The organism is Pseudomonas sp. RC4D1, from assembly GCF_018390395.1.
GTDB classification, from domain to species: Bacteria; Pseudomonadota; Gammaproteobacteria; order Pseudomonadales; family Pseudomonadaceae; genus Aquipseudomonas; species Aquipseudomonas danubii.
The window spans coordinates 1,277,756-1,299,234 of sequence record NZ_JAHBAW010000002.1; the positions used below are offsets into that span (position 1 = coordinate 1,277,756).

General features: G+C 60.5%; 22 protein-coding genes. 16 read left to right on the forward strand and 6 right to left on the reverse strand.

Features of this window, described 5'->3' with window-relative positions:
- Positions 1–18 precede the first annotated feature (18 nt).
- Both KHO49_RS21360 and KHO49_RS21365 read right to left on the reverse strand, forming a co-directional pair.
- Positions 19–621: a glutathione S-transferase family protein gene (locus KHO49_RS21360; RefSeq protein WP_102860810.1), complete on the reverse strand. Its 603-nt coding sequence runs from the start codon at positions 619–621 to the stop codon at positions 19–21.
- 10 nt (positions 622–631) lie between these two features.
- Positions 632–1,798, reverse strand: coding sequence for an aminotransferase-like domain-containing protein (locus KHO49_RS21365; protein ID WP_102880504.1), 1,167 nt, complete (start codon positions 1,796–1,798; stop codon positions 632–634).
- An 82-nt stretch (positions 1,799–1,880) separates the two neighbouring features.
- Here KHO49_RS21365 and KHO49_RS21370 point away from each other — a divergent pair, with 82 nt between their 5' ends.
- The 3 genes from KHO49_RS21370 to KHO49_RS21380 all read left to right on the forward strand — a co-directional run bounded on the left by KHO49_RS21370 (position 1,881) and on the right by KHO49_RS21380 (position 4,656).
- Positions 1,881–2,324: a MarR family transcriptional regulator gene (locus KHO49_RS21370; RefSeq protein ID WP_102880505.1), complete on the forward strand. Its 444-nt coding sequence runs from the start codon at positions 1,881–1,883 to the stop codon at positions 2,322–2,324.
- 292 nt (positions 2,325–2,616) lie between these two features.
- Positions 2,617–3,966: an NCS2 family permease gene (locus KHO49_RS21375; protein ID WP_102880506.1), complete on the forward strand. Its 1,350-nt coding sequence runs from the start codon at positions 2,617–2,619 to the stop codon at positions 3,964–3,966.
- A gap of 63 nt (positions 3,967–4,029) precedes the next feature.
- The gene (locus KHO49_RS21380; RefSeq protein ID WP_123394162.1) at positions 4,030–4,656 is read left to right on the forward strand and encodes a LysE family translocator; all 627 of its coding nucleotides are present in this window, start codon (positions 4,030–4,032) and stop codon (positions 4,654–4,656) included.
- Between the two features lie 146 nt (positions 4,657–4,802).
- Here KHO49_RS21380 and uraH read toward each other — a convergent pair whose 3' ends face one another.
- On the reverse strand, positions 4,803–5,156 hold the full coding sequence (gene uraH, locus KHO49_RS21385; protein ID WP_110594648.1) for a hydroxyisourate hydrolase: 354 nt from the start codon (positions 5,154–5,156) through the stop codon (positions 4,803–4,805).
- Between the two features lie 425 nt (positions 5,157–5,581).
- Here uraH and puuE point away from each other — a divergent pair, with 425 nt between their 5' ends.
- The 7 genes from puuE (at position 5,582) to KHO49_RS21420 (ending at position 13,033) form a co-directional block, all read left to right on the forward strand.
- The gene (gene puuE / locus KHO49_RS21390; RefSeq protein ID WP_213665794.1) at positions 5,582–6,508 is read left to right on the forward strand and encodes an allantoinase PuuE; all 927 of its coding nucleotides are present in this window, start codon (positions 5,582–5,584) and stop codon (positions 6,506–6,508) included.
- The gene (gene uraD, locus KHO49_RS21395) at positions 6,505–7,020 is read left to right on the forward strand and encodes a 2-oxo-4-hydroxy-4-carboxy-5-ureidoimidazoline decarboxylase (RefSeq protein ID WP_102860803.1); all 516 of its coding nucleotides are present in this window, start codon (positions 6,505–6,507) and stop codon (positions 7,018–7,020) included. Before puuE ends, uraD begins: the two co-directional genes overlap by 4 nt.
- A gap of 100 nt (positions 7,021–7,120) precedes the next feature.
- Positions 7,121–8,116: an allantoicase gene (gene alc, locus KHO49_RS21400; protein WP_102880510.1), complete on the forward strand. Its 996-nt coding sequence runs from the start codon at positions 7,121–7,123 to the stop codon at positions 8,114–8,116.
- Between the two features lie 97 nt (positions 8,117–8,213).
- A complete protein-coding gene (locus KHO49_RS21405) occupies positions 8,214–8,717 on the forward strand; it encodes an ureidoglycolate lyase (protein WP_102880511.1) in 504 nt (167 codons plus the stop codon).
- Positions 8,718–8,768: 51 nt separating this feature from the next.
- Complete coding sequence (locus tag KHO49_RS21410; protein ID WP_102880512.1) at positions 8,769–10,082, forward strand: urate hydroxylase PuuD; 1,314 nt, start codon at positions 8,769–8,771, stop codon at positions 10,080–10,082.
- Positions 10,083–10,254: 172 nt separating this feature from the next.
- Positions 10,255–11,613, forward strand: coding sequence for a nucleobase:cation symporter-2 family protein (locus KHO49_RS21415; protein WP_102860799.1), 1,359 nt, complete (start codon positions 10,255–10,257; stop codon positions 11,611–11,613).
- Between the two features lie 634 nt (positions 11,614–12,247).
- Entirely contained in the window at positions 12,248–13,033 is a 786-nt protein-coding gene (locus KHO49_RS21420) for an outer membrane protein OmpK (RefSeq protein WP_102880513.1), read from the forward strand.
- 78 nt (positions 13,034–13,111) lie between these two features.
- Here KHO49_RS21420 and KHO49_RS21425 read toward each other — a convergent pair whose 3' ends face one another.
- Complete coding sequence (locus KHO49_RS21425; RefSeq protein ID WP_249735698.1) at positions 13,112–13,891, reverse strand: FadR/GntR family transcriptional regulator; 780 nt, start codon at positions 13,889–13,891, stop codon at positions 13,112–13,114.
- 167 nt (positions 13,892–14,058) lie between these two features.
- On the opposite strand from KHO49_RS21425, the gene KHO49_RS21430 reads away from it, so the two are divergent.
- Both KHO49_RS21430 and denD read left to right on the forward strand, forming a co-directional pair.
- A complete protein-coding gene (locus KHO49_RS21430; RefSeq protein WP_102860797.1) occupies positions 14,059–15,369 on the forward strand; it encodes an MFS transporter in 1,311 nt (436 codons plus the stop codon).
- A gap of 16 nt (positions 15,370–15,385) precedes the next feature.
- Entirely contained in the window at positions 15,386–16,360 is a 975-nt protein-coding gene (gene denD, locus KHO49_RS21435; RefSeq protein WP_213665796.1) for a D-erythronate dehydrogenase, read from the forward strand.
- 44 nt (positions 16,361–16,404) lie between these two features.
- Here the strand turns inward: denD and KHO49_RS21440 are convergent, their stop codons facing one another.
- A complete protein-coding gene (locus KHO49_RS21440) occupies positions 16,405–17,562 on the reverse strand; it encodes a patatin-like phospholipase family protein (protein WP_213665797.1) in 1,158 nt (385 codons plus the stop codon).
- Positions 17,563–17,612: 50 nt separating this feature from the next.
- The gene (locus KHO49_RS21445) at positions 17,613–18,545 is read right to left on the reverse strand and encodes a lipid A biosynthesis lauroyl acyltransferase (protein ID WP_213665798.1); all 933 of its coding nucleotides are present in this window, start codon (positions 18,543–18,545) and stop codon (positions 17,613–17,615) included.
- A 122-nt stretch (positions 18,546–18,667) separates the two neighbouring features.
- Here KHO49_RS21445 and minC point away from each other — a divergent pair, with 122 nt between their 5' ends.
- The 4 genes from minC to KHO49_RS21465 all read left to right on the forward strand — a co-directional run bounded on the left by minC (position 18,668) and on the right by KHO49_RS21465 (position 21,400).
- Positions 18,668–19,405 (forward strand): septum site-determining protein MinC, encoded by a 738-nt coding sequence (gene minC, locus KHO49_RS21450; RefSeq protein ID WP_102860793.1) that lies wholly within the window; start codon positions 18,668–18,670, stop codon positions 19,403–19,405.
- A gap of 200 nt (positions 19,406–19,605) precedes the next feature.
- Positions 19,606–20,418, forward strand: coding sequence for a septum site-determining protein MinD (gene minD, locus KHO49_RS21455; protein WP_011062650.1), 813 nt, complete (start codon positions 19,606–19,608; stop codon positions 20,416–20,418).
- Positions 20,418–20,672 carry a cell division topological specificity factor MinE gene (minE, locus tag KHO49_RS21460; RefSeq protein WP_007898843.1) on the forward strand — a complete coding sequence of 85 codons (255 nt, stop codon included), beginning with the start codon at positions 20,418–20,420 and terminating at the stop codon, positions 20,670–20,672. The genes minD and minE overlap by 1 nt, the downstream gene beginning before the upstream one ends.
- A 92-nt stretch (positions 20,673–20,764) precedes the next feature.
- Positions 20,765–21,400: an RluA family pseudouridine synthase gene (locus KHO49_RS21465; RefSeq protein WP_213665799.1), complete on the forward strand. Its 636-nt coding sequence runs from the start codon at positions 20,765–20,767 to the stop codon at positions 21,398–21,400.
- Positions 21,401–21,479 lie beyond the last annotated feature (79 nt).

Here is a 21,479-nt window from a genome sequence, read left to right on the forward strand (position 1 = left end):
CCCCCTCGGAAAATCCGCTCAATCGAACATCCCGACATGCCGCGGATGGCTCTGTACGCGCTGGACCCAGGCCTGGATACCCGGATAGCGGGTCAGATCGAAACCGCCTTCATGGGCCACATGGGTGTAGGCATACAGCGCGATATCGGCAATGGAATAGTGCTCGCCCACCAGATACGGCGTGCGGCTCAATTGTTTTTCCATCACATCCAGCGCCTTGTAGCCACGCTTGTGCAGCTTCAGGTATTCGTCCCGGCGCTCTTCGGGCAAGCCCTCGTACTGTTCAATGAAGCGCGCCACCGCGATGTAAGGCTCGTGGCTGTACTGCTCGAAGAACTGCCATTGCAGGACCTGGGTGCGCAGGCGCGGTTCGCTGGGCAGGAATTCGCTGCCGTCGGCCAGAAAGTTGAGAATCGCGTTGGACTCCCACAGGCAGGTGCCGTCTTCCAGCTCCAGCACCGGTATCTTGCCGTTGGGATTCTTCGCCAGGAAGGCTTCGGTCTGGGTATCGCCTCCGAGAATGTCCACCGCCTGCCACTCATAAGGCAGCCCCAGAAGACTGAGCATCAGCTTGATCTTGTAGCAGTTGCCCGAACGGTAATCGCCATAAACCTTGTACATGGCCCTCCCCTTAGGCTGCCTGTGCAGCCTGTGCTTGACGTATCACGGTGGCCAGCCGCTTGAGGCCTTCGTCCAGCCGTGCCGGATCGATATGGCTGAAATTCAACCGCAGATGCCCATGATTGCGCTCCGGTTCAGAGAAGAACGGTTCGCCGGGCATGAAAGTCACGTCTTGTTCCAACGCGGACTTGAGCAAAGTGCGGGTATCCAGGGGTTGTTTCAAGCTCAACCAGAAAAACAGCCCTCCCTGGGGCACCTGCCAGTCCGCCAGATCGGCGAAATGAGTCTGCAGCGCGACCTGAAAGGCATCACGGCGCAGGCGGTAGAAACTTCGCAGTTCACCCAGGTGCTGCTGGAACTGATCGCTGCCGATCCACTGCATGGCCTGCCACTGGCCGACGCGATTGGTGTGCAGGTCCGCGGACTGTTTCAGGCGCAGCAGATGAGGGAACAGGTCCGGGCTGGCGATAAGGTAGCCAACCCGCAATCCCGGGAGCAGGGTCTTCGACACGGTGCCGGTGTAGATCCAACTGGCCTTTTTCAGGCGGCTGACAATGGGGGTCGCACTGCCACCGTCGAAGGTCAGCTCGCGATAGGGCTCGTCCTCGATCAGGGTCACGCCGAACTCGTCCAGCAGGGCCGCCACCGCCTCGCGCTTGGCTTCGCTGTAGCGCACCGCCGAAGGATTCTGGAAGGTCGGAATCAGGTAGACGAAGGCTGGACGATGCTGTTCCAGGCGGGCGCGCATCTGCGCCAGATCCGGACCGTCCGCCTCCAATGGCACAGTCAGGCAGTCGGCACCGAACAACTGGAAGATCTGCAGGGCAGCCAGATAGGTCGGAGCCTCCAACAGGATCTGGGTGCCCTTGTCGATGTACAGCTTGGCCGCCAGATCAAGGGTCTGCTGGGAGCCGCTGACCACCAGGACCTGGCTCGCCTCGCAAGGCACGCCGAGCTTGCGCGCCTCGGCAGCCAGGGCTTCACGCAACGACGGCTCGCCTTCACTCATGCCGTATTGCCCCATGGACAAGGGCATGTCTTGCCACTGCACCTTGGGCAGCATCACCTCGGCCGGCAGCCCTCCAGCGAACGACATCACTTCCGGGCGCTGGGCCGCAGCAAGGATTTCACGGATCAAGGAGCTTTTGAGGCGCGATACACGTTCGGAGAAGGCCATGGAGGTCACCGCTAGCAAAGGTCGGAGGAAATACGTCAAACTGCTTGACCGAAATTACGCCGACTCTCGCAGATACGTCAATATGCTTGACCTTAAAAACCAGACCTCGCAACAAGCCGCCATGGAAGCCTTCTTCTTTGGCTATCAGGCCTTTACCGCCAAGGCCGACGAAATGCTCGAACGCCGAGGCTTGAGTCGCGTGCACCAGCGCATCGTGTTTTTCATTGCCCGCTACCCCGGCCTGAGTGTGAAAGAACTGCTCACGCTGCTGGGGGTGAGCAAGCAGGCGCTGAATACGCCTTTGCGCCAACTCATGGAAATGCACCTGGTAGACAGCATCGCCCCAGCCAGCGACAAACGAAAACGCCTGTTGCAACTGACCGACGATGGCGCGCGCTTTGAACAATCCCTGCGTCGCGAACAGGTAAAACTGCTGCAACGGGCCTTCGCCGAAGCCGGAGAAAGTGCGGTCAATGGCTGGCTGGCAGTAAACCAGGCCCTGGCGGGAAAACCTGCAGACGACTGATAGCCCCTTCCTCTCGGCGCGCCCTCCCAGGCCGCCGAACAGACTCTGACCTACCCTCCGCACTGCCCGGCATAAAGGGCGATGGTGATATAGCCAAGTCCTCAGATTTTTCGCACACAAAACCAAAAACATTATTTGCTTTCTTTGTATACAAAAGCATAATTCGCCACGTGTGAGTTCTTGACCCAAAGGTCAACAAACCCCACAAGCCCTGCCTGCCTCAAAGAGCCGCTGCCCACCCTCCCGTGCCCGGTTCTGGAAAAAACAATAAAACTCTTGAGGAGTACTCGCTGTGGAAAGCCGCAAATCCGAAGCCTCTCCGCTGGACCTCTCGCCCTCGCTGAACAGCGGCTGGCTGGAGCGCATCTTCAAACTCAGGTTGCATGGCACCACGGTGAAGACCGAGCTGATTGCCGGTGTGACAACCTTCATCACCATGGCTTACATCATCTTCGTCAATCCCAACATCATGGCCGACGCCGGCATCGACCACGGCGCCGCCTTCGTTGCCACCTGCATCGCTGCCGCCCTGGGCTGCCTGCTAATGGGCCTGTATGCCAACTGGCCAGTGGGCCTGGCCCCGGGCATGGGTCTCAACGCCTTCTTCACTTACACCGTGGTCGGCACCATGGGCTACAACTGGGAAACCGCACTCGGCGCGGTATTCATCTCCGGTGTGCTGTTCATGATCCTGACCTTGTCGCGGATTCGTGAATGGCTGCTCAACAGCATTCCGGTGAGCTTGCGCTTCGCCATGGGAGCGGGTGTCGGGCTGTTTCTCGGACTGATCGGGTTGAAAACAGCGGGCATCATCGTCGACAGCCCGGCCACCCTGCTCAAGCTCGGCTCCCTGCGTGAACCGGGTCCGCTGCTGGCGGCCATCTGCTTTCTGATGATCGCGGTGCTCAGCTACCACCGAGTGTTCGGCGCAATCCTCATCAGCATCATCGCCGTGACCCTGGCCGGCTGGGGCCTGGGGCTGGTGCACTACAACGGCATCCTGTCCACCCCGCCGAGCCTGGCGCCCACCTGGATGGCCATGGATGTTGCCGGGGTGTTCAACGTCAGCATGATCAGCGTGGTACTGGCCTTCCTCTTCGTGCACATGTTCGACACTGCCGGCACCCTGATGGGCGTGGCCCAGCGTGCCGGCCTGGTGAAGGCCGACGGCAAGATCGAGAATCTCTCGCGCGCCCTCAAGGCCGACAGTGCTTCAAGCGTCTTCGGCGCAGTAGTCGGGGTGCCGCCGGTGACCAGCTACGTGGAAAGTGCCGCCGGTGTGGCCGCGGGCGGGCGGACTGGCCTTACCGCCGTCACCGTAGGTGTGCTATTTGTTGCCGCCATGTTCTTTGCGCCGCTGGCAGGCATGATCCCTGCTTACGCCACAGCAGGTGCCTTGATCTACGTTGCGATGCTGATGATGGGCGGCATGGCCCATATCAACTGGGACGAAGCCACCGACAGCATTCCGGCGATTGTCACGGCAATCATGATGCCCCTGACCTTTTCCGTCGCCGATGGCATTGCCCTGGGTTTCATCACCTATGTGGTACTAAAGGCAGGAACGGGCAAGCACAAGGAAATTTCCATCAGCCTGTATGTGCTGTGTGCGATCTTCATCGCCAAGTTCATTTTCTTGTAAGCCGCACCTGCTCTCACCCGCCCCATCCCTTCGGATGGGGTTTTTGTGTATTGGGAGAATGTAATGAGTCTGGAAACCTGGCTGCTGTTCAGTGGCGCTACCTTGGTAGTGATCCTGATTCCGGGTCCCTTGTCGTTGCTGATGATCAGCAACAGCCTGAACTATGGCCTGCGCCGCTCATACCCGGCCTTTCTCGGCGGGGTCCTGGCCTCGATCTGCCTGTTGAGCGCATCCGCGCTGGGCCTGGGCGCACTGCTGCTGGCTTCGGAGCAACTGTTCAGCGCCCTGAAGATCGTCGGCGCCCTCTATCTGTTCTACCTCGCCTGGCAGAGCTGGCAGCAATCGCGGCAGCTTTCCCACGGCGCGGTGGTACCGGAAGTCGCACTGAAACCGCGCTTTCGTGCACTGTTCGGACGCGCCTTTGTCCTGGGAGCCAGCAACCCGAAGGACATTCTGTTCTTCGCCGCGTTCCTGCCACAGTTTCTCAATGCCCAGCAGCCCTTCCTACCGCAACTGCTGATCATGGTCGCCACCTGGACCCTACTGGACCTGACCTGCAAGCTGGCCTACGGCCTCGGTGCCCATGGCGCCGCGCATTACTTGCGCAGCGGCAAGGGCCAAAGCTGGTTCAATCGCATCAGTGCCGGGCTGTTCACGGGAGCTGGAGCCGCATCCCTGTTGAGCCGTTGAGCGTTTCGCCGGCAAGCCGTTTCCTGCACCGCTCAGCCAGGAGCTGGCTTGCCGGCGACGACTTTACAACCGGCGAAAAAAAGCCCGCAGTGTGAGCGGGCAAGGACCAAAGAAGCTATTTGCGCAGGATTCTTGGGGGGAAAGTCCTAGCTTCCTCTGTAGGTCGAATAGCTGTACGGCGAGATCAGCAGCGGCACGTGGTAATGCTCCTGCTCGGCACTGATACCGAACCGCAGCACGACTACATCAAGGAACGCCGGCTGTGGCAGTTGTACACCCCGGGCGCGGTAGTAATCGCCAGCGTGGAAATGCAGTTGGTAAACCCCGGAACGGTAGTCATCGCCCTGCAGCAGCGGCGCATCGCAACGGCCATCGCTGTTGGTCAGGGTGCTGGCGACCAACTCCATCTGCGCCCCTTCAACCCGATACAGCTCGACCTTGATAGCGCTGCCAGGGCAGCCATGTGCGGCGTCCAAAACGTGTGTAGTCAAACGTCCCATTGATTCTGCGTGCCTGTCACAACTGGTGCACCCAGGCCTCGCGCCTCCCGGAGTCAGTGATTGAAAGAGGGCCACAGCGTTTCGGCGGGTGAAAAGCTGCGGCGAGGCCATGATTAAGACACTTTTCAAAAAAATTGTACACAATAATAATCACAAATATTCACTCCGGTAGCGCTATACCCGGAAGCCTGTGAATTGACCTCAACACCACAGCAGCAGACGACTTGCGATCCATTAGCTGACCATATAGGCAAGTTTCTTGCAGGTGCAGGCCATAGCGACAAAAGCAGAAAAATGCAAAAAATCAGGCTTACAAAGTGAATATAAACTTGTATACAATCAGTCCATCGCAGTGACGCTCACCTGGGTTTCCGGCTTCAGGTTCCGCCACGCCACCGTTATCACGAACAAGAAGGAAGACTGCAGTGAGCGCTGACTACCCTCGCGACCTGATCGGTTATGGCTCTACCCCCCCTCATCCTCACTGGCCAGGCAATGCTCGTGTCGCCCTGTCCTTCGTGCTCAATTACGAAGAAGGCGGCGAACGCAACATCCTTCATGGCGATAAGGAATCGGAAGCGTTCCTGTCGGAAATGGTTTCGGCGCAGCCGCTGCAGGGCGAGCGCAACATGAGCATGGAATCGCTGTACGAGTATGGCAGCCGCGCCGGCGTCTGGCGGATCCTCAAGCTGTTCAAGGAATTCGACATTCCGCTGACCATCTTTGCCGTAGCCATGGCTGCTCAGCGCCATCCGGACTTGATCCGCGCCATGGTCGAGGCCGGCCATGAGATCTGCAGCCACGGCTACCGCTGGATCGACTACCAGTACATGGACGAAGCCCAGGAACGCGAGCACATGCTCGAGGCGATCCGCATCCTTACCGAAATCACCGGTGAACGCCCACTGGGCTGGTACACCGGCCGTACCGGCCCGAACACCCGACGTCTGGTAATGGAGGAAGGCGGCTTCCTCTATGACTGCGATACCTACGACGACGACCTGCCCTACTGGGAACCCAACAACCCCACCGGCAAGGCGCATCTGGTCATCCCCTACACCCTGGATACCAACGACATGCGTTTCACTCAGGTCCAGGGCTTCAACAAGGGCGACGACTTCTTCCATTACCTCAAAGATGCCTTCGATGTGCTCTACGCCGAAGGTGCCGAAGCCCCGAAGATGCTTTCCATCGGCCTGCACTGTCGACTGATCGGTCGCCCGGCCCGCCTGGCATCCCTCAAGCGCTTCATCGAATACGTCAAAGGCCATGAACAGGTGTGGTTCACCCGTCGTGTCGATATCGCCCGCCACTGGCACCAGACCCATCCTTACCAGGGAGCGGCGAAATGACTGCTTTCCAGAGCCTCAAGCCATCGACCCTGAGCCGTGAAGCCTTCGTCGAGGCTTTCGCCGACATCTATGAACATTCGCCATGGGTGGCTGAAAGAGCCTACGACCTGGGTGTTGACGCCTCCGTCGACCAGATTGAAGGCCTGCACCAGCGCATGAGCGATATCCTGCTGAGCGCCGATCACGCCAGCCAGTTGGCACTGATCAACGCTCACCCGGATCTGGCTGGCAAAGCCGCGGTCCAGGGCCAGTTGACTGAAGCCAGCACCAACGAACAGGCTGGCGCCGGTATTCACCAATGCACAGCCGAAGAGTTCCAACGGTTCACCGAGCTGAACGATGCCTACAAGGCCAAGTTCAAGTTTCCCTTCATCATGGCGGTGAAAGGCAGCAACCGGCACCAGATTCTCGCCGCGTTCGAAACGCGCATCCACAACTCGGTGGACACTGAGTTCAAGTGCGCGCTGGCAGAGATCAACAAGATTGCATTGTTCAGATTGCTGACCCTGTAGCGACCCGCTCCTGAGGATAGCCCCGAGAACCTGGATGCCCTCGCGCCACTCCCGGTTCTACGTGCATCCCAAGCCACCTATTTCAAGGCAGACAAGAAGAATGAAAGCTTACGCCGCCCCTTTCGAGAAGTTCGTCAACCTGGCCGATGCGCGCCTGGGCACCAAGATCATCTCGGTCACCGATGACTGGTTCGCTGACGCAAACCGGCTGTTCCAGCCAACCCCGGCTGTCTGGAAGGAAGGCGTGTTCGATGACAACGGCAAGTGGATGGATGGCTGGGAATCCCGTCGCAAGCGCTTCGAAGGCTACGACAGCGCAGTGATCCGCCTGGGCGTGCCTGGCTCGATCAAGGGCGTGGACATCGACACCTCGTTCTTCACCGGCAACTTCCCGCCATCGGCGTCCCTGGAAGCCTGCTTCCTCAGCGAAGGTGAACCTGGCGAAGACACCCAGTGGGTCGAAGTGCTGTCTGCTGTCGAGCTGCAAGGCAACAGCCATCACTACCACGAGATCAACAACGACCAGCCCTTCAGTCACCTGCGCTTCAATATCTATCCGGATGGCGGTGTAGCGCGCCTGCGGGTCTACGGTACGCCGTACCGCGACTGGTCGGCCATCGGTGACAACGAACAAGTCGACCTGGCTGCGGCCCTTAACGGCGGTCGTGCCCTGGCCTGTTCCGACGAACACTTCGGACGCATGGGCAACCTCCTCAACCCGGGCCGCGGCATCAACATGGGCGACGGCTGGGAAACGGCCCGCCGTCGCACTCCCGGCAATGACTGGGTGATCGTCGCCCTGGGCCACGCCGGCGAAATCGAGAAGATCATCGTCGACACCCTGCACTTCAAGGGCAACTACCCGGACAGCTGCTCGATCCAGGGCGCATTCGTCAAGGGCGGCACCGACAGCCAGATCGAAACCCAGAGCCTGTTCTGGCGTGAACTGCTACCCAGCCAGAAGCTGGAAATGCATGCCGAGCACAGCTTTGTCGAGCAGATCAAAGCCCTGGGGCCGATCACCCATATCCGCCTGAACGTGTTTCCGGACGGTGGCGTCAGCCGCTTGCGCCTCCTGGGCAAGGTCGCGAAATAGGACGTCCCCCATCGCAGGCCAGCCCGCACCTGTTGGAGCAAGCTGGCTCGCGATGACCGCAAAACAGACAAAACACACTCAAGATAAGAAGAACAGCATGCGCACATTGATGATTGAACCCCTGAGCAAAGAAGCCTTCGCCCCTTTCGGTGACGTGATCGAAACCGACGGCAGTGATCACTTCATGATCAACAATGGTTCGACCATGCGCTTCCACCGCCTGGCAACGGTTGAAACCGCCCAGCCGGAGGACCAGGCGATCATCAGCATCTTCCGCGCCGACGCGCTGGAAATGCCGTTGACCATCCGCATGCTGGAACGCCATCCGCTGGGCAGCCAGGCCTTCATTCCGCTGCTCGGCAACCCCTTTCTGATCGTGGTCGCGCCACTTGGCGATGAACCTGTATCAGGCTTGGTCCGCGCCTTCGTCAGTAATGGCAGGCAGGGCATCAATTACCATCGCGGCGTCTGGCACCACCCGGTGCTGACGATCGAAAAGCGGGATGACTTCCTGGTGGTTGATCGCAGTGGCAAAGGCAATAACTGCGATGAGCATTTCTTCAAAGAGGATGAGTGTTTGATCCTCGCCCCCCACCAATAAGAGAAGGTCTGATCACCCGACAACAAGGGTGACAGGCAAGAGGTAAAGACTGTGGAAGCACATCTGTTGGAATGGCTCAACCTGAGCGTGCGTTGGGTACATATGATCACTGGTGTGGCCTGGATCGGCGCATCGTTCTATTTCGTCTGGCTGGAGAACAACCTCAATCGCGTCAACCCCAAGGACGGCCTGTCCGGCGACCTCTGGGCGATTCACGGTGGCGGTATCTATCACCTGGAAAAATACAAACTGGCCCCGCCCTCGATGCCGGAGAACCTGCACTGGTTCAAGTGGGAAGCCTACTTCACCTGGCTGTCGGGGATTGCCCTGCTGTGCCTGGTGTTCTACTACAACCCGATGCTCTACCTGGTTGCCCCCGGCAGCGGCCTGACCGGTCCTGAAGGCGTGGCCATCGGTATCGGCGCGTTGATTGCCGGCTGGTTCGTCTATGACTTCCTCTGCGATTCGCCATTGGGCAAGAAACCTGCCCTGCTCGGCTTCATCCTGTTCGTTCTGCTGATTGCCGCCGCTTACGGTTTCAGCAAAGTGTTCAGCGGCCGTGGCGCATACCTGCATGTGGGCGCCATCATCGGCACCATCATGGTGGGCAACGTGTTCCGCATCATCATGCCGGCCCAGCGCGCACTGGTGGCGGCGATCGCGGAAAACCGCACACCGGACCCGACCCTGCCGGCCAAGGGCCTGCTGCGTTCGCGTCACAACAACTACTTCACCCTGCCTGTGCTGTTCATCATGATCAGCAACCACTTCCCGAGCACCTACGGTAGCCAGTACAACTGGTTGATCCTGGCCGGGATCGCGGTCCTGGCGGTGCTGGTACGTCACTACTTCAACACCCGGCATGACAGCCACAAGTTCGCCTGGACCCTGCCCGTTGCTGCACTGGGCATGATCTGCCTGGCTTACGTGACGGGTCCGACGCCAGCTCCCAGCGCCCCCGAAGTAGCCAAGGCCGCCGGCCAGATCGAGTACCAGCCCCTGCCGGAAACCGCGCTGGGCGGTGGCGCCAAACCCGCGGCGCCAGCCAGCGCAGAAGCCCCGGCGGCTCCAGCGGCAAGTCCGGCACAGGCATCCAATGCCGGGCCATCCTTCGACAAGGTGCATAACGTGATCCAGGAGCGCTGCACGGTTTGCCATTCGGCCAAGCCCACCAGCCCCCTGTTCAGCACGGCACCGGCCGGGGTGATGTTCGATACCCCGGAACAGATCCGCCTGCAAGCCGCACGTATCCAGGCCCAGTCCGTCGCCAGTCAGATCATGCCATTGGGCAACATCACGCAGATGACCCAACAGGAACGTGAACTGATCGGTGCCTGGATTGCCCAGGGCGCCCAGACCAACTGATCAGCGCCTGTCGCCGGGCCGATTCGCGAGCAAGCTCGCCCCTACAGAACCGGACTCATCTGTAGGGGCGGGCTTGATTGCCATCAGCCGCTCAAGCTTCGCCCGTTGCAGACACGCTGCGCGTAAAGACGCAGCGGTTAAATCACAAGAATAAAAAGATCCGAGGTGTTGCATGTCCGATTCATCCGAACAGTGCGTCCCCGATGCGCCCGCCATTCAGCGTCTGCCCTTCTTGCAACTGATCCTGGTCGGTCTGCAACACGTTCTGCTGATGTACGGCGGTGCAATTGCGGTGCCGCTGATCATCGGACAGGCCGCGGGCCTGAGTCGTGAAGAAATCGCCTTCCTGATCAATGCCGACCTGCTGGTAGCGGGGATCGCCACCATCGTCCAGTCGCTGGGCATCGGCCCCATGGGCATTCGCATGCCGGTGATGATGGGGGCCAGCTTCGCCGCCGTCGGCAGCATGGTGGCCATGGCCGGCATGCCCGGGATCGGCATGCAGGGGATTTTCGGTGCAACCATCGCCGCAGGGTTCTTCGGCATGCTGATTGCGCCGTTCATGTCCAAGGTGGTGCGTTTCTTCCCGCCCCTGGTCACTGGGACGGTCATCACCTCGATCGGTTTGTCACTGTTTCCAGTGGCGGTGAACTGGGCCGGCGGCGGCAGCGCTGCCGCGCAATTCGGGTCCCCCATCTACCTGGCTATCGCCGCGCTGGTGCTGGGCACTATCCTGTTGATCCATCGCTTCATGCGTGGCTTCTGGGTCAATATTTCCGTGCTGATCGGCATGGGCCTGGGCTACATCCTCTGCGGCCTGATCGGCATGGTTGACCTCAGTGGCATGGCCCAGGCGCCCTGGCTGCAGGTGGTCACGCCGCTGCACTTCGGCATGCCGCAGTTCCATCTTGCCCCCATCCTGTCCATGTGCCTGGTGGTGGTGATCATCTTCGTCGAGTCCACCGGGATGTTCCTGGCCCTGGGCAAGATCACCGGCCAGGAGGTCACCCCGCGCATGCTGCGCCGCGGCCTGCTGTGTGATGCCGGGGCGTCGTTCTTCGCCGGGTTCCTCAACACCTTCACCCACTCTTCCTTCGCCCAGAACATCGGCCTGGTGCAGATGACCGGGGTGCGCTGCCGTTCCGTGACCATCGTCGCCGGTGGCCTGCTGATCATCCTCAGCCTGCTGCCCAAGGCGGCGTTCCTGGTGGCCTCGATTCCTCCAGCGGTACTGGGCGGCGCAGCCATCGCCATGTTCGGCATGGTGGCCGCCACCGGGATCAAGATCCTCCAGGAAGCCGACATCGCTGACCGCCGCAATCAGTTGCTGGTGGCTGTGAGCATCGGAATGGGCCTGATTCCCGTGGTCCGCCCGGAGTTCTTTGCCCACCTGCCGCTGTGGATGAGCCCCATCACCCACAGCGGCATTGCCATGGCGACCTTGAGCGCCCTGGTGCTGAACCTGCTGTTCAACATCCTCGGCGGCAGCGAGCGCGCGGCCAACAGCGCCCACCACGCTCATCAGCATTGAGCCGCCCCCCGGGCGCCGGTTCGGCGCCCGGGTGCTGCTGCACCGTTCACGCTTGAATGCGGCGCTCGGCCCCCAGGACCGAGCGCTGCCCACAGACGCCGCGCCTTGACAATAAAAACAAACAGGGAGCACTCCTATGCAGCCTGCCCAAGCCCCTCTGGCGGTGGCCGCTCCACGGCCATCGTCGCCGGCCCAGCTCCCCGATGGCCAGCGATCATTGCCCGGCTATTGCCCTTCATTGCGGATACCTGCCTGATATGGTCGGCCGGCCTGCCCCAAAGTGGTTGCAAGTGCGCCGTTGCGGCGCACTTGAGCCCTGCCGTGAGAGCCAGTATTCTCCGCGGCCGCGCAAATCTGGTCTAAAAAAAAGCCCGGATGAAAAACCTGACCCAAGAGCCAACTTATCCCGGCCTGGACAGGTAACAAGGCGCCCGAAAATATCGCGAAAACACTCTCGCCCGGCTGTATCGCTACAGCTGGACGGGAGTTTTTTGCTTTTTTTCGGCCTTGGCTCAGCTCTTGCTAAAAGCAACAAAGCTGACCGATCGGATGGTTTTTTACAGCAAAGAAAAAAGGCGCCACACCAGAGCGTCAAGCCAAAAAAACGTGGAACTACCTACTTGGGAGCAACCGAATGAAATCGATGTGCAAGAGCCTGATGTTGGCCACCAGCCTGCTGGCCGGGGGGCAGGCCGTGGCTGGCGACCTGTTGCAATGGCAGAACAACAGCCTGACTTACTTGTATGGCAAGAACTTCGAAGTCAACCCGCAGATTCAACAGACGGTCACCTTCGAACACGCCGACGCCTGGAAGTACGGGGACAATTTCTTCTTCCTCGACCGCATCTTCTACAACGGCAAGGAAGACGGCAATGTCGGCCCGGACACCTACTACGGCGAGTTCTCGCCACGCTTGTCGTTCGGCAAGATCTTCGACCAGAAACTGGAATTCGGCCCGATCAAGGACGTGCTCCTGGCGTTCACTTACGAATTCGGCGAAGGCGACAATGAGTCCTACCTGATCGGCCCGGGCTTCGACCTGGCAGTACCGGGCTTCGACTACTTCCAGCTGAACTTCTACCAGCGCCACACCGAAGGCAGCCGCGCGGGTGACAACGTCTGGCAGATCACTCCGGTGTGGTCCTACACCATTCCCGTGGGCCGCTCGGACATCCTGATCGACGGTTTCATGGACTGGGTGGTGGACAACGACCAGAACGCCAAGGGCACCTACCACGCCAACCTGCACTTCAACCCACAGATCAAATATGACTTGGGCAAGGCACTGAACTGGGGCGCCAAGCAGCTGTACGTCGGTTTCGAGTACGACTACTGGAAGAACAAATACGGCATCAAGGATTCGCGTAACTTCGAGACCAACCAGGACACCGCCAGCCTGTTGGTCAAATACCACTTCTGATACCCCCTGAGACGGCCGGCCCTCATGTTCCGATGAGGGCCGGCCACTCAGACTGATGGGCCAGCGCGACGCTGCCTATCAGGCAAGACGTGATCCGGAGTCCCGCCAGAATGACGGATCGGCACTCTTGAGCCGTTCCACCGCATTGTGGATGTGGCTCAGCGCTGCTTGCCGCGCCCCTTCGACATCACGCGCGGCGATGGCCCCATAGACCGCGAAATGCTCATCGCGCACCGAGTGCGCCAGATCCCGGCGCCGCTCCTCATTGGAACGGGTAATGCGGATCGCCTCCTTGATGAACTGGGCAATGAACTCATGCAATGAGGGATACAGCGGATTGCCGGTGGCCTGGGAAATCGACAAGTGAAACGCCAGGTCCTGCTCCACGCCGTCCTGGCCGGCCTGCTCGGCCACATCGATGGCCAGCAATGCCTGATGGATCGCCTGCAGTTGTTCGGGGGTGTGCCGCTGCGCCGCCAGCGCCGCCGCCTCGCCCTCGATACCACGTCGCAGTTCGGTCACTCGGAGCACAGCCTCGATCGACCCGCGTACATCCAGATCGATAGTGAAGGCCTTGATATGCGCGCCCTCGCTGACCACGGTGCCGCTACCTTGGCGCACCTCCACCAGCCCGGCCGACTTCAAGCGCGAAATCGCCTCGCGGATGACCGTACGGCTGACCCCGAAACGCTCGCACATAACCGGCTCGGTGGGCAGCCGCGAACCCGGCAGGGCCTCGCCACTGGCGATATGCGCCTTGAGTGCCGCAGTCACTTGATCCGCCAGGGTGCCCTTGGCCGCATCCTTGAGCGTCGCCAGGGAATCGACGGCGAGGGAAGAGTTGTCAGGCTTGGACATGAGTATCTCTGTATTCAAAGTGACTAACGGTACTGCATTTCATGCACGCCGTCCCGCTCGGTATCCGGCCGTTGAATTCGTATGATGTATTATGATATCTAAGACACCTCAGCAAGTCCGATAAAAACAAAATCACCCAGATACAAGAAAAAAGGATGGGTAAAGACATGACTGAATCACTGTCGCAAACTGCCGCCCGCTCCCCCACCGCCTCCTTTGAAGACCTGGCTTATCGCAAAGTCGCCTGGCGCATCCTGCCGTTGCTGCTGCTGTGCTACCTGGTGGCCTACCTGGATCGAGTCAACGTCGGCTTCGCCAAGTTGCAGATGTCCGAAGACCTGCAATTTTCCGAAGCGGTCTACGGACTGGGCGCGGGGATTTTCTTCATCGCCTACTTTCTGGTGGAAATTCCCAGCAACCTGATCCTGCATCGGGTCGGTGCGCGCCTGTGGATCGCTCGCATCATGATCAGTTGGGGCATCATTTCCTCGTGCATGGCTTTCGTCAGCACCCCTACCTCCTTCTATGTGATGCGCTTTCTGTTGGGCATCGCCGAGGCCGGGTTCTATCCGGGGGTCATCCTCTATCTGTCGTACTGGTTCCCTTCCAACCGCCGCGGCAAGATGTACGCCCTGTTCGCTACCGCGGTACCGCTTTCGGGGTTGATTGGCGCGCCGCTGTCCGGTTGGATCATGAGTGCCCTCAATGGCCACCAGGGCTTTGCAGGCTGGCAATGGATGTTCTTCCTCGAAGGCTTGCCCTCGATCCTGGTGGGCGGCCTGGTGATCTACTGCCTCAGCGACCGTATCGCCGACGCGGGCTGGCTGACCCGCCAAGAAAAAAACCTGCTGCAGGCCCGAATCGAGGCCGAGGCCGACGGCCATCAGGTTCACAGCGTCAGGCAAGTGTTCGGGCAACCCCGGATCTGGCTGCTGACCGCCATCTATTTCTGCATGATCGCCGGCTTCTACACCGTTGGCTTCTGGCTGCCCTCGCTGATTCGCCAGGCCGGCGTCAGCGACGTGTTCGAGGTCGGCATGCTCACGGCGATTCCCTATGCCGCGGCAGCGCTGACCATGGTGCTGATCTCCCGCAGCGCCGACCGGTTGCGCGAACGCCGCTGGCATTTGGCGCTGACCGCCGTGCTTGGCGGTATCGGCCTGATGATTTCCGCCACCTGGAGCGACAACTTCACGGTATCGATGATCGGCCTGACCCTGGGGGCCATGGGCGCCTTCAGCACCCTGCCGCTGTTCTGGAGCCTGCCCACGGCCTTTCTCGGCGGCACCGCGGCCGCCGCCGGCATTGCCTTGATCAACTCCTGGGGCAACCTCGCCGGCTTTGTCTCGCCCTACCTGATGGGCTTTCTCAAAGACCTGACCCAAAGCACCACCATCGGCATGTACGTCATGGCCAGCGCGTTGTTCATCGGCGCCCTGCTGGTCTTCAAGATTCCCGGAAAACTCGTCAATCGCTGAACACTTGGAGCCACTCATGAATATTCTTGTCACCGGCGCGGCCGGCTTTCTCGGACGGCGGCTGATCGAAGCCTTGCTGCAACGGGGCACACTGACCGACCGTCACGGCCAATTGCAGCCCATCAAGCGCATTACCGCATTTGACCGGGAGCCCGTGCAGGGCCTCGATGACCCACGGGTGCAGGTCAAGGAAGGAGACATTAGCGATGAACAGGTGCTGGCCAAACTGATCGACGCCGACACCGATAGCATCTTTCACCTGGCCGCCGTGGTCTCCAGCCAGGCGGAAGGCGATTTCGAACTGGGCATGCGGGTCAACTTCAGTGCGACCCAAGGTCTGCTGGAACGGGTGCGCCAGCTGGGCTCCAGCCCAAAGTGGGTGATGACCAGTTCTGTGGCCGTTTTCGGTGGGCAACTGCCGGAGAACGTCGACGATGATCAGGTCTGGGCTCCGCAAAGCTCCTACGGGACCCAGAAAGCCATGAATGACCTGCTGCTCGCCGATTACAGCCGACGCGGCTTCGTCGATGGTCGCAGCCTGCGCATGCCCACCATCGTGGTGCGGCCAGGCAAACCGAACCTGGCGGCGTCCAGCTTCGCCAGCGGTATCATCCGCGAACCCCTCAGCGGCCAGGCCAGCGTCTGCCCGGTGGCCCTGGATACCCGACTCTGGTTGATGTCTCCAGCCCAGGCCATTGCCAACCTGATCCATGGTCATGAGCTGGCCGCAGAGTGCTTGAGTCAGGGCCGAGTGATCAACATGCCCGGTCTGTCGCTGACCGTGGCGCAGATGATCGACGCGCTGCGGGAAGTGGCCGGAGACGAAGTTGCCCAGCGTATTCAGCTACGCCCGGACGCCAGGATCGAACGCATCGTCGGCTCCTGGCCGGGAGCCTTCAGTGCCAGGTATGCCAGCGAGTTGGGTTTTACCGCGGACGAGGATTTTATCGGTGTGATCCGCCAGTTCATCCAGGACTACCTGCCTTACTGACCTCAGGCTGCGAAAATCCCGGGCTCATCGGCTGAGCCCGGGCATCAACCCTTAAGGCCCAGAAACCGCGCCAACTCCTCGCCCTTGGCCAGGGCGTCACTGCGCCCCAGTTCGATCAACTCGCTGCAATACGACGCCTCGAACAGCAAATAGCTCAGGACCCCGGCACCACTGGTCCGGGTTGCCCCCGGTCCGCGCAGGAACAAGCGCAGTGCAGCTGGCAACTCCTGCCGGTGCCGCGCCGCTATTTCGTCGATCGGCTGACTCGGGGCAATCACCAGCACTTCCACCGGCGCGATACCCAAGCCGCGATCCGCCGCACTGCCAGGTAACAGCCGACTGAAATGATTGAGCCGCTCCAGCAGTTCGATATCGCTTTCCAGGCTGTCAATGAAGGTGCTGTTGAGCATATGGCCACCGATCTGCGCCAGAGTCGGCTGCTGCCCGGTGTAAGAACGCTGCAGAGTGGCGTCTGGATCATTGCCCCGCGGGTTGCCACTGACACCCACCACCAGCACGCGGCTGGCCCCCAGGTGCAACGCCGGGCTGATGGGCGCCGACTGGCGCACGGCACCGTCACCGAAATACTCCTGGTCGAGCTTCACTGGCGCGAACAGCAAGGGAATCGCCGCGCTGGCCAGCAGGTGGTCCACCGTCAGCTGAATGGGAACGCCGATGCGCCGATGACGCAACCAGGGATCGATGACCCCGCCACCTTGATAAAAAGTCACCGCCTGTCCGGATTCGTAGCCGAAGGCCGTCACCGCTACCGCATGCAGCTGGCCTTGGGAAATGGCCTGGTTGATGCCCGAAAGATGCATGTGCTGATTGAGCAGGTCGCGTAGCGGCGAGTTGTTGATCAGCGCCACCGGCACCTGAGCACCAAGCCCCAACAGGCTGTGGCCGACAAAACGACTGGCTTGGCGAATCACTCCCGGCCAATCGCTGCGCATCACCTGATCGCTGCGAAAGCTGCGCCAGAATGCCGTGAGGCGTTCGATTGCCGCGGGAAAATCCGTGGCCCCACTGGCCAGGCTGACCGCGTTGATGGCCCCGGCAGAAGTACCGACGATTACCGGGAACGGATTTCGCGCCCCAGGCCCCAACAGTTCGGCAATCGCCGCCAGCACGCCCACCTGATAGGCGGCACGGGCACCGCCGCCGGAAAGAATCAAACCTGTGATCGGTTGCGCAACACTCATCTACTCACTCCATCCGTGGCGCACAAGATCCGGCAATCAATGCCAGGCGGTCAACCGCGCTTCTTGTAAAGCTTGGGCTCGCCCGGCGGCCGGCTCTTGAAGCGTCGATGGGCCCAGAGGTACTGCTCGGGACAGGCGCGCAACGCACTTTCCACCCACTGATTGATCCGCAGGCAATCCTCTTCTTCAGTGGCACCGGGAAAATCCGTCAGGGGTGCATGAATCACCAGGCGATAGCCACTGCCATCGGCCAGGCGCTCCTGGGTGAAAGGCACGACCAGCGCCTTGCCCAGGCGGGCGAACTTGCTGGTGGCGGTCACGGTAGCCGCCTGGATGCCGAACAACGGCACGAACAGGCTCTGCTTGGCGCCATAGTCCTGGTCCGGTGCATACCAGATGGCCCGTCCGGAACGCAGCAGCTTGAGCATGCCGCGCACGTCCTCTCGCTCCACGGCCAGGGAATCCAGGTTGTGTCGCTCGCGGCCACGACGCTGAATGAAATCGAACAGCGGGTTCTTGTGCTCGCGATACATGCCATCGATGGTGTGCTGCTGCCCCAGCAGCGCCGCGCCAATTTCCAGGGTGGTGAAGTGCAGGGCCATGAGAATCACCCCATGACCTTCGCGCTGGGCCTGCTTGAGGTGTTCCAGGCCTTCGACATGGGCCAGGCGCGCCAGACGCTGCCTGGACCACCACCAGCTCATGGCCATTTCGAAGAAGGCGATCCCGGTGGAGGCGAAGTTTTCCTTGAGCAGGCGCTTGCGCTCTGCGGCGGATTTTTCCGGGAAACACAGCTCCAGATTGCGTCGGGCGATAGACCGTCGATCGCCGGCTACTCGGTACATCAACGCCCCCAGGGCGCGACCGATTTGCAGGAGCACGGGATAAGGCAGCTGGACGATCAGCCATAACACGCCAAGTCCCAGCCACAGCGGCCAGAAACGTGGAGACAAGAATGCAGCTCGAAAACGCGGGCGATCCATTACAGATTCCGGGACAGACAACAAGGTCGCGCATTCTACATCGGTTCGACCTGGCTTGCGGGGCGCGGGCGATCTCGTTATAAGTCTCGGCACTTTTAGTGACAAGCCGCCTTCTGCAGACCATGAGCCAAACCGAATCGCTAGACCAAGATCCTGTGTTCCAGTTAAAGGGCAGCATGCTCGCCATCACGGTGCTGGAACTGGCCCGCAACGACCTTGAAGGCCTCGATCGCCAACTGGCCGCGAAGGTCGCCCAGGCGCCAAACTTCTTCAGCAACGCGCCACTGGTACTGGCGCTGGACAAGCTGCCTGCTGCCGAGGGCTCGGTGGATCTGCCCGGGCTGATGCGTGTCTGCCGCCAGCACGGTCTGCGCACCCTGGCGATCCGCGCCAGCCGGATTGAAGACATTGCAGCGGCCATTGCCGTCGATCTGCCAGTGCTGCCACCTTCCGGTGCCCGGGAGCGCCCCCTCGATCCGCCGGAAAGCGAGGTCAAGAAAGTACCGGAAAAGCCGCCTGAACCAACCGTGAAACCGACCCGCATCATCACTTCGCCAGTACGCGGCGGACAGCAGATCTACGCCCAAGGTGGCGATCTGGTCGTGGTGTCCTCGGTCAGCCCCGGCGCGGAACTTCTCGCCGATGGCAATATCCATGTATACGGCCCAATGCGTGGTCGGGCGCTGGCTGGCGTCAAAGGTGACACCAAGGCACGGATTTTCTGTCAGCAATTGAGCGCTGAACTGATCTCCATCGCCGGTCAGTACAAGGTTTCCGAAGACCTGCGGCGCGACCCTTTGTGGGGCTCTGGAGTCCAGGTCAGCCTGTCGGGTGACGTGTTGAACATCACACGTCTTTAACGGATACTGCCGCATTTTCCAAGCATCTCTAAAACGTAGCGATTACGGCTCAAACGAAGTAGGAAATTGGCAATCAGCAGAGTTTATCGACGATAAACCCTGCCGCTGACCGAGCTCCAGCCAAGGCTGTCCGACTGCAGTAGTTTTCAAGAGATGTTTTTCAGGGGCTAAAAGTCCTTTTTCCTTAGGGGTGAAACACCTTGGCCAAGATTCTCGTGGTTACATCCGGCAAGGGTGGTGTGGGTAAAACCACCACCAGCGCCGCTATCGGTACCGGCCTCGCTCTGCGCGGTCACAAAACAGTCATCGTCGACTTCGACGTCGGCTTGCGTAACCTCGACCTGATCATGGGTTGCGAGCGTCGCGTGGTGTATGACTTCGTCAACGTGGTCAATGGCGAAGCCAACCTGCAGCAAGCCCTGATCAAAGACAAGCGCCTGGAAAACCTCTACGTACTGGCCGCCAGCCAGACACGCGACAAAGACGCGCTGACCCTGGAAGGCGTGGAAAAAGTCCTGATGGAACTCAAGGAAACCTTCGAGTTCGTGGTCTGCGACTCCCCAGCCGGTATCGAGAAAGGCGCCCACTTGGCCATGTACTTCGCCGACGAAGCGATTGTCGTGACCAACCCTGAAGTCTCTTCGGTCCGCGACTCCGACCGTATGCTCGGCCTGCTGGCCAGCAAATCCCGCCGCGCCGAAAAAGGCGAAGACGCGATCAAGGAGCACCTGCTGTTGACCCGTTACAACCCGGAGCGCGTCAGCAATGGCGAAATGCTTGGCGTTGAAGACGTCAAAGAAATTCTCGCAGTGACCCTGCTGGGCGTGATTCCGGAATCCCAGGCCGTGCTCAAGGCTTCCAACCAGGGCGTGCCGGTGATTCTCGACGACCAGAGCGATGCGGGCCAGGCCTACAGCGACGCAGTCGATCGTTTGCTGGGCAAAACCGTGGAACACCGGTTCCTTGATGTCGAGAAGAAGGGATTCTTCGAGCGCCTGTTTGGAGGTAGATAATGAATCTTTTTGACTTCTTTCGTGCCAGCAAAAAGGTCAGCACCGCGTCGGTAGCGAAAGAGCGTCTACAGATCATCGTGGCGCATGAACGCGGCCAGCGCAGCACCCCTGATTACTTGCCCGCCTTGCAGAAGGAACTGGTGGAAGTGATCCGCAAGTACGTCAATATCGGGTCCGACGACGTGCACGTCGCTCTGGAAAACCAGGGCAGTTGCTCGATCCTGGAACTCAATATCACCCTGCCTGATCGCTGATTGATCCGACGGGAGCCACGGCGGCTCGCTGACCTCATGCACAGCATTGAGGTCGGCGAGCCGCCGTTGGCGTTTGTTACGAGGCTGTTTTAATGCCGTTGTCGAATATCCACATCCTGCATCAGGACCCCGCCGTCCTGGTGGTGAACAAACCCACCCTGCTGCTTTCAGTCCCCGGTCGCGCCGACGACAACAAGGACTGCCTGATCACTCGCCTGCAGGAAAATGGCTACCCCGAAGCCCGTATCGTCCACCGACTGGATTGGGAAACCTCAGGGATCATTCTCCTGGCCCGGGACGCAGACACCCATCGCGAACTGTCGCGACAGTTTCATGACCGCGAAACCGAAAAAGCCTACACCGCCCTGTGCTGGGGCCAGCCGGAACTGGACAGCGGCAGCATCGATCTGCCCTTGCGCTATGACCCGCCAACCAAACCCCGGCATGTGGTGGACCACGAATTCGGCAAGCACGCCCTGACCTTCTGGCGAGTGCTGGAGCGCTGCGGCGACTGGTGCCGGGTCGAGCTGACCCCCATCACCGGCCGCTCTCATCAGTTGCGGGTACACATGCTGTCCATCGGGCACCCGCTACTGGGCGATGGCCTCTACGCCCACCCGCAGGCCCTGGCCGCCTGGCCAAGGCTGTGCCTGCATGCCAGCATGCTCAGCTTCACTCATCCCCAGACCGGTGAGCGCCTGCGCTTCGATTGCCCCGTGCCCTTCTGACAGCGTTCTGCAGGAGCGGGTTTTCCGGCGAAGGCCCCCTGACGACCATCCCCCAGGTCGACAACCGCTTCGCCGGCAA

Coding starts and splice junctions, on each gene's coding strand:
- KHO49_RS21425 (WP_249735698.1), bottom strand. CDS start 13,891: ATGTCCAAGCCTGACAACTCTTCCCTCGCCGTCGATTCCCTGGCGACG.
- KHO49_RS21415 (WP_102860799.1), top strand. CDS start 10,255: ATGTCCGATTCATCCGAACAGTGCGTCCCCGATGCGCCCGCCATTCAG.
- KHO49_RS21465 (WP_213665799.1), top strand. CDS start 20,765: ATGCCGTTGTCGAATATCCACATCCTGCATCAGGACCCCGCCGTCCTG.
- KHO49_RS21440 (WP_213665797.1), bottom strand. CDS start 17,562: ATGAGTGTTGCGCAACCGATCACAGGTTTGATTCTTTCCGGCGGCGGT.
- uraH (WP_110594648.1), bottom strand. CDS start 5,156: ATGGGACGTTTGACTACACACGTTTTGGACGCCGCACATGGCTGCCCT.
- uraD (WP_102860803.1), top strand. CDS start 6,505: ATGACTGCTTTCCAGAGCCTCAAGCCATCGACCCTGAGCCGTGAAGCC.
- KHO49_RS21430 (WP_102860797.1), top strand. CDS start 14,059: ATGACTGAATCACTGTCGCAAACTGCCGCCCGCTCCCCCACCGCCTCC.
- KHO49_RS21365 (WP_102880504.1), bottom strand. CDS start 1,798: ATGGCCTTCTCCGAACGTGTATCGCGCCTCAAAAGCTCCTTGATCCGT.
- minE (WP_007898843.1), top strand. CDS start 20,418: ATGAATCTTTTTGACTTCTTTCGTGCCAGCAAAAAGGTCAGCACCGCG.
- KHO49_RS21370 (WP_102880505.1), top strand. CDS start 1,881: ATGCTTGACCTTAAAAACCAGACCTCGCAACAAGCCGCCATGGAAGCC.
- alc (WP_102880510.1), top strand. CDS start 7,121: ATGAAAGCTTACGCCGCCCCTTTCGAGAAGTTCGTCAACCTGGCCGAT.
- minC (WP_102860793.1), top strand. CDS start 18,668: ATGAGCCAAACCGAATCGCTAGACCAAGATCCTGTGTTCCAGTTAAAG.
- KHO49_RS21380 (WP_123394162.1), top strand. CDS start 4,030: ATGAGTCTGGAAACCTGGCTGCTGTTCAGTGGCGCTACCTTGGTAGTG.
- KHO49_RS21420 (WP_102880513.1), top strand. CDS start 12,248: ATGAAATCGATGTGCAAGAGCCTGATGTTGGCCACCAGCCTGCTGGCC.
- KHO49_RS21445 (WP_213665798.1), bottom strand. CDS start 18,545: ATGGATCGCCCGCGTTTTCGAGCTGCATTCTTGTCTCCACGTTTCTGG.
- KHO49_RS21405 (WP_102880511.1), top strand. CDS start 8,214: ATGCGCACATTGATGATTGAACCCCTGAGCAAAGAAGCCTTCGCCCCT.
- denD (WP_213665796.1), top strand. CDS start 15,386: ATGAATATTCTTGTCACCGGCGCGGCCGGCTTTCTCGGACGGCGGCTG.
- KHO49_RS21360 (WP_102860810.1), bottom strand. CDS start 621: ATGTACAAGGTTTATGGCGATTACCGTTCGGGCAACTGCTACAAGATC.